The following is a 15,776-nucleotide window of genomic DNA, read 5'->3' on the forward strand; positions in this document are numbered from 1 at the left end:
AAAAGGCGACTGCCCTTTGAAAAACATAACCAACTATTATCAACTTACCTTACTACTATATGTCTGAAGAAACTGAACGAAAAGGACTGACACAGGAGCGACAACCGGGGAAGGAATATAAAATGTATCCTTTGCCGGAATTTATCAAAAAGGGCTACCGTGGATCGGGTTTACTCACGGATAAAGTAGCGATAGTCACCGGTGGGGACAGTGGAATTGGCCGGGCTATAGCTGTACTTTTCGCAGAGGAAGGCGCTGATCTGGTAATTGCTTATTTTGGTGAAGATCAGGATGCCGAGCTTACCAAGAAGGAAATTGTAAAGCGGGGTAGAAGAGCTGTACTGATTAATGGGGACGTGTCGGTGAGTAGCCACTGCAAATCCATAGTAAAGAAAACCATTGAAGAATTTGGTAAAATAGATATACTGATCAACAATGCAGCAATGCAATTTCCGCAGGAAAGTTTAACGGATATTTCGGACGAGCAATTGCATAAAACATTCGAAACAAACATTTATCCTTACTTCTACCTTTCTCGCGAGGTATTGCCATATATGGACAAAGGGTGTACGATTATCAATACATCATCGGTAACAGCCTATCAGGGTAATGGTCGGTTAATTGATTATTCCGCTACGAAAGGAGCAATTGTCAGTTTTACCAGATCCTTGTCTGCTAACCTGGCCCACAAAGGTATCCGTGTGAATGGGGTAGCACCTGGGCCTATATGGACACCCTTGATCCCGGCGACATTCGGAAAGGAAGATGTAGCCAGGTTTGGCCAAAATGTACCGCTCAATCGGGCAGGGGAACCATCCGAAGTTGCACCAAGCTTTCTCTTTTTAGCCTCAGATCAGTCAAGTTATATTACCGGACAATTTATCCACCCAAATGGGGGAGACATTATAAATACCTAATTGAGCAGATCATGGCAAAGAACAAAGAATCTGATTTTGAAAAGAAAATAGACAAAGACAATATAAGCGTTACACCGTTCGGTACTGACAAGAGAAAAAAGAATGTACCTGACGAAGACCCGCGGGAAGAATACGTGCAACCCAAGCCTAACCGTTCCGATAAAAAGAAGTGAATCCGGTATAAAAAAGAATAGTTGCCAATATGAATTTAATCGAAGAAGATACCCAAAATGCCCTTAATATTATCCGTGATTACTGTCTGAAGCATAATTATAGGATTTCTGTCGCAGAGAGCGTTACTGCGGGAATGTTGCAGTTGATGCTAAGTACCTGTCAAAATGCAGGTATGTTCTTTAGCGGTGGAATAACAGCTTACAGTTGCTTTCAGAAAATGAAACAGCTTTCTATCATTGATGAAAATTGTGTTGCCCTGGATGGCGTTTCCAAAAAGCTTGCTGAAAAAATGGCTCTTCAGATTTGTAGGAGATTCAATTCTGATTTGAGCTTAAGTTTGACAGGATATGCATCCAAGCTTCCTGAAAAGGGGATTATTGATTTGTATGCTTATGCATCTTTTTGTTTAAAAGGAGAAATAGTCTTTACCGAAAAATTCACAACAAATACCTCCAATCAACTGGAAGCACAGCATGAATATGCATCTTCGTTGATTAAGCTTTGTGGGTTTAGTCTTGAGAAAAAAACTGCAATGACGTAATTCTTTTAGTTATATAATGCTTCTATAGCCAGTATATCTATTTTTTCGGTAGATGTTCCAAATCCATAGTATGATTATTACTGATTCTATCACTGCGTCCAATAAATATACTGCAGAGATAGTATTGGATAAATAGAATACAATGTCTATAGTAGCTAGTGCTGTAGATGAGCTAATTGCCAATGTAATAACAGAAGGATTTCTTCTTTTATTAAAAGATGTGATCAGTAAAACCATTCCTATAACAGAGATTAAAATTCCGACAACCTTTACAAGCCATAAATCATTTTTAGGGCCGGTAATTTGCAAAAAAGTAGACATAGAAATGAGCGGCCAGATCCCTGTCGAGAGAAAGTACATGCTCTGGCATCGGAGAATTAACTTATAACCTGCTGGCTTTATCATAATTTATTCTTCCAGTTAATATTTTTTGTCAAGTTGACTTTCAGGATTCGGATTTTATTTTGTAAATAACTGAATGTCAATTATCTGAATTAAATTTAGAGAACTTTCTGCTTACCCATTTCCAGTATGCCAAATAAAGCCATAGAAGCATAAAAACTAGCTCTGCCAATAGATCAAAATTTTGAAAAAGTGTGGATTGGCTTTCAAGAGCACCATTTATTTGGTTGAGTAAGATTGAACCAGAACTGACTAAGCCTAAAACGCAAAGTGACAATGGCACCTTCTTATATTTTTTACCAGCATAGAGGGCACATCCTATTCCAATTATCAGGCTTCCCACTAAAGCAGAATTAAATTCAAGAATTAGAGATTCGGCAATCCGGTTTGCCTTAATGGAAAATAGCATAATTATAAACCCCAATAACACATAATAGGATCCTTGTGCAATGGTTAATTTAAAATATATTCTTTTTTCTTGTCTATTCATGTTCTTGTTTGTAAGCTTTTATTGTGCCGATTTTACGTTATTATTAGTTTTGTACCTGTAGTAGTCAACGCGGGTAGCTCCTAATTATATGTCAATCTATTGTTATTACAAAATGGTGACATACTGTGCACTGTTGGTTACCTAAATGTTTATTGAGGGTTTGCTCCCAGCCAACCAGCTGGTGTTTCATCGCTGGAACGTTGTTTGTACTTCTACTTCTAAAAATTTTAGAAGTAGAAAAAATATATTGATAACAGGCGGTGCAGGATTTATAGGATCCCATCTTTGCGATGAGCAGATAAAGCACGGATATAAAATCCGTGTGCAGAACAATCTCACTAGCCAGGTGCACGGGGGAGAAAGGCTGAGGCCGGATTATCTAGCCGTCGAGATTTGATAGTTGGGGATGTCTGAAATGGGGATCTGATGACAAGTCTGGTGCGTGAGGCTGATGCTGTATTTCAATTTGCATCTCTGATGGGAGTAGGCCAATCTATGTGCCAGCTGGAAGAATTCACAGATTTGAATGTGAGAGGAACTGCAAGCCTAGTAAAGAACCCAGGCTAGATCCGCACTGTACTGTAAAGCGGGGTCTGCTTCTACAGGAAAATGCGTTTCCGGACTGTATGCATTATAAATAGCAATTGATTGACTATGTTATGGATATAGAACATGTCCTCTGCCTCTGAAGTGCTGCGAATGGAGCCCCATAGGATAGGCATACTTGAGAAATCCAAGCTTATTCTTATAAGTATTAGTTGTTTAACTAGTAGTTAATCAGCAGTTTGAGTATTCAGGAACGAAGCAGGATAAGCCAGGCTAAAAGTTTAGCACCTTTAAACTACGCGGTTTATTTTCCATGTTTTTTCTTTTTGGCGAAGTAGCCTATTCCGATCGCAGTAATTGCAATTATTAAGATGACAAAAATGATTAGTTCTATTCCCATAATATGTAGCGTTTAATTTACATGATTGTTGGCAATGCGCAGACCAAAATAGATTTTGCATAATTTTGTCAAATAGGGAGAATATGATTCCAGGAACTGGCTGTACCTGATCTAAAATGTGGGTTGTTAAGGTGACATAATGTAACATTCGGGCGACTTAATAATTAAAGAATTGATTTATTGATGCCGATTTTAAAAAGATAGGGAAGTTTTCTGTGCTGGCTTAAAATTCGTACTATTTGAATTGCTAAAATAAATTAATTACATAATAATTTGATACAAATATGTCAATCGTCAAAGTTATAGAACTCATAGCCACTTCAGATAAAAGTATAGATGATGCATTAAGAAATGCCGTTGCTGAAGCCTCAAAAACCATTAAGAATATTGATTCTGACAATATAAGCAATATAAAGGCGCATGTAAATAATGGAGAAATTTCATATGGGATAAATTGTAAGGTTTCTTTTAGAGTGGATGATAGAGCATCCACAAACTAATGTAGTAAGTGCTTTGTAATTAAACTGCCAATCAGAACTGAGAAGGCTTAGGTGGGAATTCTTGATATGCCTACAGTACTATAATTGAATAATTCAATTATAGTACTTGTCCGCTGATTAAAATCCTTACTCTAGGTCTTCTATTTTTTACTTTTTCCGGGACGATCGTTGAAAAAATGAACATAAACCTCAGTGGATTATAGGGGTTTGAAAGAATGCTTTATTAGCGCGTTTTCTTCTTTCTCAGGTTGTCTTTCTCATGATCAAGCGTTTCCATAGCGAGTTTACGAAGGTCTTTATTTCCCCGTATTGCGGATTTAAGTATGGAACTGCATTCTTGGAGGTATTTTGGTGCGAAGGAAATATCATATTGGACTATCTCTCTGCAGTTATCCAGAATATCGGCATATTTTATCGATTGGGCATCGGGACTGGTTTTTTTGATCCGTTCCAGTTCTTTTTGCTTTCTTGTATCACGGTTCCATTGCGGATATGCTGCCTTGGTATATACATCGGTCATTTCAATTACCAGTTTCACCGTGCGGGTTGCTTCCTCAGCTAACATTATGGTAGATAGATAATCCTTCATTTCCTTCGGAGTCACGTCGGTATCCTCTAACACATCGTGAAGAAGGGCTGCAGCTACTACCGGTAATTTGTTGCTATATTCTTCACAGATCTTTAGTACCCTTTCCGGATGGACAATGTACCGCTCTTTTGTGTATTTACGGATCTGATCTCCGTGTGCTTCATCAGCATAATCTCGGACCAGCTTCAATATTTCATCTTTTTGCATGATTATAAGCGTCATTTAACAGCAATTTTACTTCTTGATCAGTCAATTGCTGGAATTCTTCATAATGCCGGCCAACGCTTAAAAATGGATCTGGGGCGTATAAATATACGACTTCGTCGGCCTCTTTCTGTAACTTTTGTAAAGCATCCAATGATATTATCGGAGCCGCCACTACGAGATGGGCAGGCTGCTCAGCCCTGACAAACCGTACGGCAGCCAGCATTGAATTTCCAGTGGCAATACCATCATCTAAAATAACTGCGGTTTTATTCTGGATAGTTTGTGGGCGGTGATCTCCTATGAAATACCCATATTTTTCAAGAAGCTTTTTTCTGATTGTTTCGATCTGGCCCTTCAGGTATTTTTCTGAAACCCCCTCCCGGATTTGAATGAATTCTGTATCAGGAGAAACGGAACCAATTGCATATTCAGGATACATTGGATGGCCTATTTTTTTTACCATGACAATATCTATTGGTTTTGCTATGGTTTTGGCGATGACATGTGCGATGGGAACACCTCCTCTGGGAATTGCAAGAAGTATTACATCATTTGTCAGATATTCCGCCATCATAATGAGTAATCTTTCCGCTGCTTCAGCTCTGTTTTGGAGTAAGGCCATAAACGTGTCTGTTTAGATTCCAAATGGATAGGTCTCTGGGGTTCGATCTATCTCGGTTTTTACATAAATCGGATGTAAGGCACTGCTTTTATCAATATAGACAAATGCTTCATATCGTTCAGGGATAATGCTGGGCACATAGTTTCCTTTCTCATCGTTGTGGTCATAGACCACTCCGATGGCCCTGTGACCGATAGGTGAGTTGAAAAAATGAAGGTCCTTTGTAAGTAGAATTTTGTTCCATGATCCTGATAGATGCAGCAATTCTTCCCAGCTTTGCTTCCAAGCAGAAGGAACAGTTGTTCTTTTCATAGGAGCTTCCCAGTAACTTCCAGCTATGAGATCACCTTCAAAAGAGCCAAAACCGATCCGGTATATCTTCATCCGCATATTCCTCTTGTATTATTTGATCAATATTCAGAAGCCCCTTACTTCGCATAGAAGTAGCCCGGGCATCTCCGATATGGTTATTATGTGCCCAGATTACAATTTTGGATTGAGGACCGTAATATTCCATTAACCGTTTTACAGTATCAGCCATGTACCAGTCTTGTATGTTCCAGGTAGATTCACCTTTTCTATTTTATTACCGATCATACCAGTGTTTAGTCGCCTTAAAATTTATTTTGGAGAATGTGATGGGGTGCAGCTGGCGCCTGCTCCGGATCTATACTGACTTCTATCACAGCTGTGCTTTTTGTTCTAAAGGCTTTATCCAAAATGCCATGTAACTGGTTTTTTCTGTTACAGCTATAACCTTCTGATCCACAGGCTTCTGCCACTTTTACAAAATCTATAGGGGTTAAATCCCCGCCATATACTGCTGTGCCTGCTGCTTTTTGCTCATACACATCCTGGGATAGCTGGTTATTCTTAAATATCACAACTTTGATAGGCAGTCTATAACGAACGGCGGTCACCAGTTCCGCCATAAGCATCGAAAATCCTCCATCTCCTACCATGGCGACACATTGCCTTTCAGGGAAAGCCAATTGTGCTGCAATGGCAAAGGGGAGCCCCGGAGCCATGGATGCAAGGTTTCCTGACACGGCCATTTGTTGGTCTTTCTTTATTTCCCAATGTCTGGCGGTGAAGATTGTATGAGCTCCTGTGTCAATGGAGACGGTGGCATCATCTTTTAATAACCTCCCTACTTCTGCTACCAAGTATTGTGGCCTGACCAACTCGCTCTCGCCTTCTTCTACCTTCTTGAGGGTTTTCCTCCAATCACCCATGGCTTTTTGGTACTTTCTCAAAAAGCTTTGATCTTGCTTTTTGTTTACTTTTGGGAGTAGTGCCCGAACAGTTGCGCGGACATCACCGGTGAGCCCTACAGTAACGGGATATCTTAACCCTATCCTTTTGGGATTATGATCGATTTGTACTGCTTTGGCATCCTTGGGATAATAATCCAGATAAGGCATATTACTGCCAAGGATGACCAAAACATCACATTCCTGCATCCAATCGCTAGACGGTATTGTTCCCAGATGTCCTGTACCTCCTGTACTGTAAGGTGAGTCATCAGGAATCACAGCTTTTCCCAATAATGCTTTCGCGACAGGGGCACCGAGCAACTCTGCAAGGCTTTGTACTTCATTTCGTGCTGCAAGTGCTCCGAAACCGGCCAGGATACCGATTTTTTTTCCAGAATTAATTATTTCCGCGGCCGACTCCAGGGCTTCATCAGCAGGAACTTCTACTCTGGGCTGGTAACTCTGTGAGCCTTTGAGTTTTTCGTTCCCCTCTTTGGAAGGCTTATCATCTTTGATTTCAACTTCCTGAGTGTCTTTGGAAAAATTCAAATGTGAGACCCCTGATTCATTCAATGCTGCTCTTATTGCTAGATCTACAATACTTTCAGCTTGTTTGGGACCGGTGATAACCTGGTTATAAGTTGTAACTTCCTGCATCAGAGAACTTACATTGACTTCCTGAATGTAATCTGTGCCTTCCAGATCCTGCACAGGTGCTCCGGTAATGGCAAGTACAGGAACGTGATCTTTGTAGGCATCATATAGTCCGTTCAGCAGATGGATGGCTCCCGGGCCGGAAGTAGCCAGACATACGCCTAATTTCCCGGTATATTTTGCATATCCACTTGCCATAAAGGCTGCGGACTCCTCGTGACGAACAGTAATAAACTTTATATCATCTTGCCGTTTACGCAAAGCTTCCACAATTGGATTGATGCGATCGCCGATGATTCCAAAAATAAATTTTACTTCCCAGTCAATAAGTTTCTGAACCAACACGTCTGCTGTGTTCATTTTTGATTCTCTTGTCTCATCTTTTCCTTTCATGCTTAAGTAGGTTTAGTTTCAGCAAGTCTAACTTCTGTCTCTTTAGTACAGGTAGAAAATTCAAGATCTGTTCCCACTGCGGATAGCTAAAGAGTTTATTAGAAATAGGTTGTTGAATATGGCAGTGCATGGACAGTTATAGAACTTGATATTGTTTTTGGTATGAGAAGTATTCTGCGTGTGGTTCTTCCATTGAGATAGGACTGTGCATAATAGGTAACAGATCGTGGACTTTTACTCGCATAAGCAGCTGTTGGAAGAGATTTTCCTGAAAGGATTATTCCAGACTTCCGCCTTTAGAGGGATCAGGTTTAGAAGGGATCTTAGTTAGTAGCGCTATTGCACATATGAGCATACCTGCCACCAGATGGGGGATTGCCGAGATTTCTGAGAAGTGGGTGATCCAAGGACTGATAGCAAGGAAGATCCCAAGGATTACATCAAACACGATATGTACTCTTAAGGATATTATTCCAAAATGCTCTTCTTTAAACCGGGTAAATATGCTGTAAGTCAATGTAGTCAGGCCGATTATCACAGGAATCCACATTTCAGGACCATTCATTGTGAATCCGAATACCCATGGTATTCCTATTAAAATTGCCGCAACAACATAGTCTAAATAGGAGTGGGTTTTTGGGCTGATTATGTTCATAAATAGCGATCATTTTTACTAATTGGCTTCTAATCTTTTACAAAATTTGATCCTTTCTTAGCTACTCCCTGAACAATTAATATGCTTATGATCGCTTATTGGCTTATACTTTGGTTGCATTGCAGGTGTATTTCCGGCACACTAGTACGTCGGTTAGGTTTGAATTTATTTTCCTTAGAATATTCAACGCTTTTATTATGAAAGATAAAACTGATTTTAGCGGATTAAATGCACTTATTATTAACTGTACTTTAAAAAAATCCCCGCTTCCCAGCCATACATCTAAATTGGTTGATGTATCAAAGGGGATAATGGAGAGAGAGAATGTAAAGGCTGACTACATAAGATTTATTGACCATGATGTTCCCCCTGGTGAGTCGCCTGACATGACTCAACAGGGGTGGGAAACCGATGAATGGCCTGCTCTTTTTGAACGGGTAGTCCAAGCTGATATTCTTATAGTAGCAGCTCCAATATGGCTCGGCCAGCAATCTTCTGTGGCTAAAAAGCTGATCGAGAGATTAGATGGAATGAGCAGTATGACCAATGCTAAAGGTCAGTACATATACTACGGAAAGGTAGGCGGCTGTTTGATTACAGGGAATGAGGATGGGCTTAAGCACAGTGCTATGGGGATTTTATTTTCATTGCAACATTTAGGTTTTACTATACCTCCACAGGCCGACTGTGGGTGGATAGGTGAAGTGGGCCCAGGACCTAGTTACGGCGATACAGAGTGGCAGGGGAAACCCATAGATCCTCCTAAAGGTTTTGACTCTGACTTTACCAACCGAAACGTGACCTTTATGACCTATAATCTTATGCATCTGGCGTCAGCACTTAAGCGCCAGGGAGGATATCCAGCCTATGGTAACTCTGCTGAAGAATGGGAAAAAGGTAAAAGATGGGAATTCAAAAAGCCTGGAACAGGTAGCAGTTAAGGTTGGTATTCCTTTTTCTGAGAAGAAAAAGGAATAATCACCAGACGGTAAATGGCTTACGTAAACAAGTAGGTGGTTTTATAACGCGATGTGTGGCAACTAAAACCCACTTGAAGAAGAGTGTGGTTATTCCCGATATCTCTTTGATATGTAAGCCACATATGAAATTGGTAGGTGATTTGAACTTTGATTAAGCATTGTAGAATATAGCGTTCAGAAGAGCATATGGAAAACATACTTATTACCGGCGGTGCGGGATTTATGGGATGCTACCTTTGCGATGAATTACTCTCCCGGGGGTACAAAGTCACTGTATTAGATAATCTTTCTCCCCATGTCCATGGGCTAGATTCCGAACGACCGGAACGAGTATCTAAGGACGTAGAGCTAGTGGTAGGGGATATCCGGGATGTTTTTACCGTAGAACCACTTGTGAAGAAGGCAGATGCAGTCTTTCATTTGGCAGCCATCGGAAGCAATGGTAAATCCATGGACCAGATACAAGAACTTAACGATGTGAATAATATTGGCACATCGGTACTGATAGAGTCAATCATAAGAAATCCGGTCCGGAAACTGATATTTGCCTCCAGTTTGAGCATTTATGGAGAAGGTACTTACACTGATTCAAGCGGGGGTATTTATCAAAATTTAAATCGCTCTCCTGCTGACTTAATGGCTAAAAAATGGGATTTTCATAGTCCGTCAGGGGAATTGCTCATACCACTTGCATGCAAGGAAGATCATATTGCCAGCCTGGATTCCGTATACGCCCTTACTAAGTACGATCAGGAAAAACTATGTATGTTGGTAAGTGAGGCCTATAATATCCCTGTGGTTTCTCTTAGATTTTTTAATGTATATGGCCCTGGCCAGTCCTTTGAAAGCCGGTATTCTGATGTGATGTCAGGGTTTGTCTCCAGGTTTATAAATAAACAATCCCCTCTTGTACTGGAAGATGGTAATCAGCTTAGGGATTTCATCTACATTTCTGATGCAGTGAAAGCCTGTCGGTTGGCATTGGAACTCCCCACGGCAGACGGAGAAATTATTAATGTAGGAAGTGGGGAACCCAGAACCATCCTTTCACTCGCGCAATATTTTACGGATGCATTGGACTCTGGGCAGACTGTTCCCCTTGTAACTGAGCAATATAGGTTTAAAGAAGCAAGACATTGCTTTGCAGATATTTCCAAAGCTGAAAAACTATTAGGGTTTCAGCCAGAGATAGAAATAGAACAAGGTATAGGAAAGGCCATAGCCTGGCTTGAGGACCCCGCTCTTATCAACGAAATAAAAAGACAGTTGGATTGACGGTATATCCTATGTGAAGGATCGTACACATGGTAAACGTATTGGTCCAAGTAGATTGGAGCTCATCAAATCTAAGCGGCATTTCGAATCTGTAAATTATTGAAAATAACCCGGTTTTAGAGGAACAAAAATTCTTTGTATTCACTTTTTTAAAGAGGAACGTTCATTCATTGTCTTTGGAACCACCGATTCAAGGCAATTATTTCATTGCCTTACGTCGTTTCTGGCTACCTGCCTTCCAGTTCGGGCAATCACTTGATCCTTACCGTTTTTTGCTTTTCGTTTTGTAAAAATCACACCACTAATCTACCTACAACTATTATGGAAGAATTACTAAATAATGAATATTTCGGAAATACAGGGCAGGAATACCTGATAATGCTCGGGGGAATCGCCTTAGGGCTATTGCTGGTTAGGGTTTTCAAGCGAGTGATATTGAAGCGTATCAGTCATGCTGTTTCAAAATCCAAAACCACAATCGATGATTTTATAGTTGAGAATATCGGACTTTACGTGGTTCCGATGGTCTATTTTACAATTATTTATGCAGGGCTGAAGACACTCTCCTGGCCTGAAAGAATGACCACCATTATGGAAGTAGTGTTTGTGGTTATCCTTACTTATTACGCTATCCGACTTGTTTCCAGTATAATACTCATGTTGCTGCAGTCATATATCAGAAGCCAGGAGGGAGGTGAAGAAAAAGTGAAGCAGATGGGCGGGATTATTTTGATTATCAATGGGATTATTTGGATGATTGGATTGATATTTATGCTAAGCAATCTCGGTTATGATGTTTCCGCGATCATTGCCGGAATGGGGATAGGAGGTATTGCCATAGCGCTTGCAGCACAGAATATAATAGGCGATTTATTTAATTATTTTGTGATCTTTTTTGACCGTCCCTTTGAGGTAGGAGATTTCCTTGTGGTTGAAGATAAAAATGGAATTGTAGATAAAATCGGTATCAAAACCACAAGAATCAAGACGCTCTCAGGCGAGCAGCTGGTCTTTGCCAACAGCGACTTGACCAGTTCCCGCATTCATAATTACAAAAAGATGCAGCGCCGTAGGATTGTATTCACAGTGGGAGTGACGTATGAAACGCCTGTAGAGCAGGTGAAAATGATTCCAGGGCTTCTGAAAGAAATAGTAGAATCAGAGGAGCGGGTGGACTTTGACAGGGCCCATTTTAAATCCTTTGGGGATTCTAGTTTAGATTATGAGGTTGTCTATATTATCAACAGCGCCGACTTCAACACCTATATGGATATACAGCAGGACTTCAACTTTCAGATCTATCAAAAATTTAGTGAATTAGGTATATCCATAGCCTTCCCTACACGAACGTTGTACCTGCGCAATGAAAATGGAATGAAACTCAAGCTGGATATGGAGAAAACCGTGGAGAGCAGCTTAGATCAAAAATAGAAAAATATTACGTCAGGAGACTCAGGTAGGTATTTGACTCTTAATATCAACTTGTTGAGAGAATTCAACGGGTTGAGAATATATCTCTCATACCTATTTGGGCACCTATAGAAGAGCGGTTTTGAAGGTTAATTTAAATTGTCAGTTAGGAAGCTCAAATTCCAGCCCTAACATCCAGTGAAACTGGTTTTGTATCTTGAAACCTCGGTTTTGATGCCTTCAACCATCGTTTGGTACATGGATATGGGGAGGTATGGCTGGTTTTTTGGTTTAACAAAACGAATGAACCCGATAACTATGAATAGCTTAACCCCTTTAAAAAGTAATTGTTCTAAGGCACTTGAGCAGTGCATCAAGGATAGCCATCAGCTGGTAGAATCCCATAAAGAAATTTCTGGAATGGAGAAATGTGTGGAACTAGCACAACGCTGCATCAGAGCATGTGCTGAATGTCTAGATGCATGCGAATCGGCGAGATTGGATCGAGGAAGAATGATGTTGACCTGCGCTGAAGTATGCAAAATATTTGCGGCTGAATGTGAAAAGCATGGCTCTGATGAATGTAAAAATTGTGTTGAATCGTGTAGAAATTGTTTGGAAGAATTCGAGCATGTTCTAGCTTAACCATTAACAACAAGCTTCGGACTATGGCGTCCTTTGGGGCGATAGTTTAAATTTTATTGAGATTATACTGTCATCTAGTGATTGCTATCGGGCTATCTGCCCTGTTTGGGAGATTATCAGTGCATCTACTTTGCTGCGATTCTGATTTTCTATCATTAAGCTTTATCTAACTGCCAAATTTTTTTAAAATGAGGAGGAGCTAAAATTGCTATTGGTTGGCAGCGGGGATTTGAAGTAGCTTTTTTACTCAGGTAGTTTTAAGATATAGGTATATAAATAATATAGGTATATAAATAATATAGGTATATAATAAAACATGGATAACATACTATTTGAAAGTTGGGATAGTACAATCCGTACGATTGTATTGACTGTGTTAGGTTACATGGTGATGGTTGTTTTACTCCGGATATCCGGGAAAAGGACACTTTCGAAAATGAATGCATTTGATTTTGTCGTTACCATAGCTTTGGGATCGTGCCTGGCTTCCATTTCACTGAATAAGAATATTACTTTGGTGGATGGTATTGTGGCGTTTTCGCTGTTTATTTTTTTGCAGTTTGCCTTTACCTATCTTTCAGTCCATATAAAAGGTTTTAGGTCACTTATCACTGATAAGCCTGTGATAGTATTTTACAAAGGTGCTTTCCTGGAAGCAGAAATGAAAAAACAGCGCTTGACCAAAGAGGAGGTTTTTAATGTCTGCCGTCTCCAAGGCTATTCCTCATTGGATCATGTCTACCTTATTGTTTTGGAAAGCACTGGGGATCTATCGATTATTAAGGACCATACAAAAGGAAAACTAGATGCTGTAGCTTTCTTATCTCCACATGATGCTAGCTGACCAGTATGGGTATTGCAATGCTGGGAATTACTCCTAAAAATATACAGATGGAAGATCTGTGTACTGATTGATTTATTGATGCAAGTGTAAGTAGGAAATACAGCATGGGGGACTAATAATACTATTTGTTTAGTGAGCCGGTTTTTTTTCCGGAGGCGGTTTCTTCCAAATAAATGAGTAACTGTTCTATTTTTCCGGATAGGGACCTGGAATATATCTTTGTCCATTTGCCTGATTGTAACTCTAGATTTACTGAGTATAATTTACCCCACCAAAGCATATTTATCCGTTGTATATTCCAACTTTTGAGATCCGATTCAAGATTTATCACTTCTTTTTTTAAGGGATGCCGTATCGTTAACTTATCTGCTTTGATATGGATGTTATTGCTGCTTTTAGAGTTTGACAGCAGCACCATAACAAGAATAAAAATGATAAGAACTGAAAGAAAAAGTAGGATAAGATAATTCATAGTAAGCGTGATTTAGCGGACGGATTTAATTTAAAATCCAAAAACAATGCCACCTGTAGACTGGTTATTAGAACTTGGGAGCTAGTTCAATTTGTTCCTACTAGCAGTTGATAGGTTTCATCTTTTCCTTCTCAATTTGCCTGTCTCCCCATTCCCGTAAGTGATTGATGAAAGGGATAAGCTCCTCAGCGGAAGCGGTCAGTGAATATTCTACCTTGGGCGGTACTTCATGGTATACTTTGCGTACTACCAGGCTGTCCTCTTCCAGTTCACGCAGTGTTTGCGTGAGCATTTTGGGTGTAATATCCGTCAGTGTTTTACGGAGCTCCCCGTACCTCATTATTTTATGGCTGTGTAGGTACCAAATTATCCTCCCTTTATATTTTCCGCCAATCCGTCTAAAGGCGTAATCCACTGAGCATACAGGCTCTGTAGCAAATTTTTTCATATTTATTCAAGATTTTATTGGTGATAATCAGGATAGTATCATTTTGGTCTGTAAGGTACAAAAAAGTATATACTTGATATATGGATACCATGAAGATACTTTTGAACCTGAATCATGAATAAAATCTACCTTATGAAATCGAGCATGACGAAAACGTCACACACCGAGATGATTATAAAGTATGCGAGATTACATATGGCCTTTAAAAGACAAATTATAAACAGATGAAATCAATTCGCTTAAACGGGGGGTATGGCCTTGAAAATATCCACGTAGAAAACATAGAGGTGCCAACCCTCTCGGCGGGCCAGGTACTGGTCAAAGTGCAGGCAGTTTCCCTTAACCGGCTGGATCTAATGATCGCACAAGGTGCGTTCCGTACCTCTCTCCCCCATACCTTGGGCTCAGATGCGACCGGTGAAGTCGTAGCGATAGGTAGCGGGGTTACCCATTTGACTGTCGGTGACCGCGTTGTCACGCATTTTATTCAGGATTGGCAAGCAGGCCAACTGCAGGACAGCTATTTAAAAAACCGACTGGGGACAGACGTACAGGGAGTGTTTTCAGAATACGTTGCACTAGCTGAACGTGCATTGGTAAAAGTGCCTTCAAATCTTACCTCGGCGCAGGTGGCTACACTCCCAATAGCCGGTGTATCTGCATGGGAAGCGTTGATCAATATAGGTAAGTTGCAATCCGGACAGACAGTATTGCTTCAGGGTACCGGAGGGGGTTCCATTCTTGCTTTGCAGTTTGCCAAAGCAATTGGGGCCAAAGTTATTATTACCTCAGGTAAAGATGAAAAACTAGAAAAAGCCAAAGCGCTGGGAGCTGACCAGACAATCAATTACCTAGCCTACCCAAAATGGCAAGAAAAAGTTTTGCAATTGACAGAGGGGAAGGGGGTTGACTTAGCGCTGGAGATGTCATGGGCAAGCCTTGAAAAAACGGTAGAAGCAATGAGGTTGGGGGGTAAGATAATTGTGGTAGGCCTACTGGGTGGTGCCGACACCACACTTTCGGTATTTGGCATAATGCAAAAAGCGCTTTCTATCCATGGCATGCAGGTAGGGTCAAAAGCATCTTTTCAATCAATGAACCACGCGATTGCCTTACATGCTATTTCCCCCGTGGTGGACAGGGTGTTTAGGCTTGATCAGGTCTCAGAAGCATTCAACTACTTAGATAAGGGAGAACATTTTGGAAAGGTGGTGATTACTTTTTAATCCCGAAATCGGCAGCTATCTATACTATCACGGCAGACATCTGACACCTGCCGTGATAAATGTTTTATTTCAGGTAATTTGAGCAAGGGCAAAACAGGGAAGTGTCGCTGTAAACCACCCAGAAAATATG

At 40.5% G+C, this 15,776-nt stretch carries 20 protein-coding genes; 12 read left to right on the forward strand and 8 right to left on the reverse strand.

Annotation, left to right across the window (positions count from 1 at the left end; genetic code table 11):
* Positions 1-59: 59 nt before the first annotated feature.
* The 4 genes from AS141_RS11475 (at position 60) to AS141_RS26545 (ending at position 2,020) form a co-directional block, all read left to right on the forward strand.
* Positions 60-917, forward strand: coding sequence for a glucose 1-dehydrogenase (locus tag AS141_RS11475; protein ID WP_057937803.1), 858 nt, complete (start codon positions 60-62; stop codon positions 915-917).
* An 11-nt stretch (positions 918-928) separates the two neighbouring features.
* The gene (locus AS141_RS26540; RefSeq protein WP_157243437.1) at positions 929-1,090 is read left to right on the forward strand and encodes a hypothetical protein; all 162 of its coding nucleotides are present in this window, start codon (positions 929-931) and stop codon (positions 1,088-1,090) included.
* Between the two features lie 29 nt (positions 1,091-1,119).
* A complete protein-coding gene (locus tag AS141_RS11480) occupies positions 1,120-1,632 on the forward strand; it encodes a CinA family protein (protein WP_057937804.1) in 513 nt (170 codons plus the stop codon).
* A 142-nt stretch (positions 1,633-1,774) separates the two neighbouring features.
* Positions 1,775-2,020: a hypothetical protein gene (locus tag AS141_RS26545; RefSeq protein WP_157243438.1), complete on the forward strand. Its 246-nt coding sequence runs from the start codon at positions 1,775-1,777 to the stop codon at positions 2,018-2,020.
* A gap of 93 nt (positions 2,021-2,113) precedes the next feature.
* Here AS141_RS26545 and AS141_RS11490 read toward each other — a convergent pair whose 3' ends face one another.
* Positions 2,114-2,524, reverse strand: coding sequence for a hypothetical protein (locus tag AS141_RS11490; protein ID WP_057937805.1), 411 nt, complete (start codon positions 2,522-2,524; stop codon positions 2,114-2,116).
* 145 nt (positions 2,525-2,669) lie between these two features.
* Between AS141_RS11490 and AS141_RS11495 the strand changes: the two genes are divergently transcribed.
* The 3 genes from AS141_RS11495 to AS141_RS11500 all read left to right on the forward strand — a co-directional run bounded on the left by AS141_RS11495 (position 2,670) and on the right by AS141_RS11500 (position 3,970).
* Positions 2,670-2,921: an NAD-dependent epimerase/dehydratase family protein gene (locus AS141_RS11495; protein ID WP_057937806.1), complete on the forward strand. Its 252-nt coding sequence runs from the start codon at positions 2,670-2,672 to the stop codon at positions 2,919-2,921.
* 29 nt (positions 2,922-2,950) lie between these two features.
* On the forward strand, positions 2,951-3,091 hold the full coding sequence (locus tag AS141_RS26550) for a hypothetical protein (protein ID WP_157243439.1): 141 nt from the start codon (positions 2,951-2,953) through the stop codon (positions 3,089-3,091).
* Between the two features lie 663 nt (positions 3,092-3,754).
* Entirely contained in the window at positions 3,755-3,970 is a 216-nt protein-coding gene (locus AS141_RS11500; RefSeq protein ID WP_057937807.1) for a dodecin family protein, read from the forward strand.
* A gap of 223 nt (positions 3,971-4,193) precedes the next feature.
* On the opposite strand, the gene AS141_RS11505 is transcribed toward AS141_RS11500, so the two are convergent.
* The 6 genes from AS141_RS11505 to AS141_RS11525 all read right to left on the reverse strand — a co-directional run bounded on the left by AS141_RS11505 (position 4,194) and on the right by AS141_RS11525 (position 8,346).
* Positions 4,194-4,781 (reverse strand): HD domain-containing protein, encoded by a 588-nt coding sequence (locus AS141_RS11505; protein WP_198293531.1) that lies wholly within the window; start codon positions 4,779-4,781, stop codon positions 4,194-4,196.
* On the reverse strand, positions 4,753-5,388 hold the full coding sequence (locus tag AS141_RS11510) for a phosphoribosyltransferase (protein WP_057937809.1): 636 nt from the start codon (positions 5,386-5,388) through the stop codon (positions 4,753-4,755). The genes AS141_RS11505 and AS141_RS11510 overlap by 29 nt, the downstream gene beginning before the upstream one ends.
* A gap of 12 nt (positions 5,389-5,400) precedes the next feature.
* Entirely contained in the window at positions 5,401-5,772 is a 372-nt protein-coding gene (locus tag AS141_RS11515) for an erythromycin esterase family protein (RefSeq protein ID WP_157243440.1), read from the reverse strand.
* Positions 5,738-5,929, reverse strand: coding sequence for an erythromycin esterase family protein (locus AS141_RS25995; protein ID WP_082632269.1), 192 nt, complete (start codon positions 5,927-5,929; stop codon positions 5,738-5,740). The genes AS141_RS11515 and AS141_RS25995 overlap by 35 nt, the downstream gene beginning before the upstream one ends.
* 73 nt (positions 5,930-6,002) lie before the next feature.
* Entirely contained in the window at positions 6,003-7,691 is a 1,689-nt protein-coding gene (locus tag AS141_RS11520) for a thiamine pyrophosphate-binding protein (RefSeq protein WP_198293532.1), read from the reverse strand.
* A gap of 277 nt (positions 7,692-7,968) precedes the next feature.
* Positions 7,969-8,346, reverse strand: a complete 378-nt coding sequence (locus tag AS141_RS11525) for an SPW repeat protein (protein WP_057937811.1) — start codon at positions 8,344-8,346, stop codon at positions 7,969-7,971.
* Between the two features lie 197 nt (positions 8,347-8,543).
* Between AS141_RS11525 and AS141_RS11530 the strand changes: the two genes are divergently transcribed.
* The 4 genes from AS141_RS11530 to AS141_RS11550 all read left to right on the forward strand — a co-directional run bounded on the left by AS141_RS11530 (position 8,544) and on the right by AS141_RS11550 (position 13,500).
* Positions 8,544-9,287 (forward strand): flavodoxin family protein, encoded by a 744-nt coding sequence (locus AS141_RS11530; protein ID WP_057937812.1) that lies wholly within the window; start codon positions 8,544-8,546, stop codon positions 9,285-9,287.
* Positions 9,288-9,512: 225 nt separating this feature from the next.
* On the forward strand, positions 9,513-10,601 hold the full coding sequence (locus tag AS141_RS11535; RefSeq protein WP_057937813.1) for an NAD-dependent epimerase/dehydratase family protein: 1,089 nt from the start codon (positions 9,513-9,515) through the stop codon (positions 10,599-10,601).
* Between the two features lie 321 nt (positions 10,602-10,922).
* A complete protein-coding gene (locus AS141_RS11540) occupies positions 10,923-12,032 on the forward strand; it encodes a mechanosensitive ion channel family protein (RefSeq protein WP_057937814.1) in 1,110 nt (369 codons plus the stop codon).
* Between the two features lie 940 nt (positions 12,033-12,972).
* Positions 12,973-13,500, forward strand: a complete 528-nt coding sequence (locus AS141_RS11550; protein WP_082632270.1) for a DUF421 domain-containing protein — start codon at positions 12,973-12,975, stop codon at positions 13,498-13,500.
* Between the two features lie 572 nt (positions 13,501-14,072).
* On the opposite strand, the gene AS141_RS11560 is transcribed toward AS141_RS11550, so the two are convergent.
* The gene (locus AS141_RS11560; RefSeq protein ID WP_057937817.1) at positions 14,073-14,420 is read right to left on the reverse strand and encodes a winged helix-turn-helix transcriptional regulator; all 348 of its coding nucleotides are present in this window, start codon (positions 14,418-14,420) and stop codon (positions 14,073-14,075) included.
* A gap of 224 nt (positions 14,421-14,644) precedes the next feature.
* On the opposite strand from AS141_RS11560, the gene AS141_RS11565 reads away from it, so the two are divergent.
* Positions 14,645-15,646, forward strand: a complete 1,002-nt coding sequence (locus tag AS141_RS11565) for a zinc-dependent alcohol dehydrogenase family protein (RefSeq protein WP_057937818.1) — start codon at positions 14,645-14,647, stop codon at positions 15,644-15,646.
* The last annotated feature ends 130 nt before the right edge of the window (positions 15,647-15,776 follow it).

The sequence above is a fragment of the Algoriphagus resistens genome (assembly GCF_001442615.1).
Taxonomy (GTDB): domain Bacteria; phylum Bacteroidota; class Bacteroidia; order Cytophagales; family Cyclobacteriaceae; genus Algoriphagus; species Algoriphagus resistens.

Excerpts from the sequence above, each read along its gene's own strand:
- AS141_RS11540 (WP_057937814.1), top strand. The coding sequence starts at position 10,923 with ATGGAAGAATTACTAAATAATGAATATTTCGGAAATACAGGGCAGGAA.
- AS141_RS26545 (WP_157243438.1), top strand. The coding sequence starts at position 1,775 with ATGTCTATAGTAGCTAGTGCTGTAGATGAGCTAATTGCCAATGTAATA.
- AS141_RS11520 (WP_198293532.1), bottom strand. The coding sequence starts at position 7,691 with ATGAAAGGAAAAGATGAGACAAGAGAATCAAAAATGAACACAGCAGAC.
- AS141_RS11505 (WP_198293531.1), bottom strand. The coding sequence starts at position 4,781 with ATGACGCTTATAATCATGCAAAAAGATGAAATATTGAAGCTGGTCCGA.
- AS141_RS11475 (WP_057937803.1), top strand. The coding sequence starts at position 60 with ATGTCTGAAGAAACTGAACGAAAAGGACTGACACAGGAGCGACAACCG.
- AS141_RS11550 (WP_082632270.1), top strand. The coding sequence starts at position 12,973 with ATGGATAACATACTATTTGAAAGTTGGGATAGTACAATCCGTACGATT.
- AS141_RS11565 (WP_057937818.1), top strand. The coding sequence starts at position 14,645 with ATGAAATCAATTCGCTTAAACGGGGGGTATGGCCTTGAAAATATCCAC.
- AS141_RS11530 (WP_057937812.1), top strand. The coding sequence starts at position 8,544 with ATGAAAGATAAAACTGATTTTAGCGGATTAAATGCACTTATTATTAAC.
- AS141_RS11495 (WP_057937806.1), top strand. The coding sequence starts at position 2,670 with ATGTTTATTGAGGGTTTGCTCCCAGCCAACCAGCTGGTGTTTCATCGC.
- AS141_RS11525 (WP_057937811.1), bottom strand. The coding sequence starts at position 8,346 with ATGAACATAATCAGCCCAAAAACCCACTCCTATTTAGACTATGTTGTT.
- AS141_RS11510 (WP_057937809.1), bottom strand. The coding sequence starts at position 5,388 with ATGGCCTTACTCCAAAACAGAGCTGAAGCAGCGGAAAGATTACTCATT.
- AS141_RS11480 (WP_057937804.1), top strand. The coding sequence starts at position 1,120 with ATGAATTTAATCGAAGAAGATACCCAAAATGCCCTTAATATTATCCGT.
- AS141_RS11560 (WP_057937817.1), bottom strand. The coding sequence starts at position 14,420 with ATGAAAAAATTTGCTACAGAGCCTGTATGCTCAGTGGATTACGCCTTT.
- AS141_RS11535 (WP_057937813.1), top strand. The coding sequence starts at position 9,513 with ATGGAAAACATACTTATTACCGGCGGTGCGGGATTTATGGGATGCTAC.
- AS141_RS25995 (WP_082632269.1), bottom strand. The coding sequence starts at position 5,929 with ATGGCTGATACTGTAAAACGGTTAATGGAATATTACGGTCCTCAATCC.
- AS141_RS11490 (WP_057937805.1), bottom strand. The coding sequence starts at position 2,524 with ATGAATAGACAAGAAAAAAGAATATATTTTAAATTAACCATTGCACAA.
- AS141_RS11500 (WP_057937807.1), top strand. The coding sequence starts at position 3,755 with ATGTCAATCGTCAAAGTTATAGAACTCATAGCCACTTCAGATAAAAGT.
- AS141_RS26550 (WP_157243439.1), top strand. The coding sequence starts at position 2,951 with ATGACAAGTCTGGTGCGTGAGGCTGATGCTGTATTTCAATTTGCATCT.
- AS141_RS26540 (WP_157243437.1), top strand. The coding sequence starts at position 929 with ATGGCAAAGAACAAAGAATCTGATTTTGAAAAGAAAATAGACAAAGAC.
- AS141_RS11515 (WP_157243440.1), bottom strand. The coding sequence starts at position 5,772 with ATGAAGATATACCGGATCGGTTTTGGCTCTTTTGAAGGTGATCTCATA.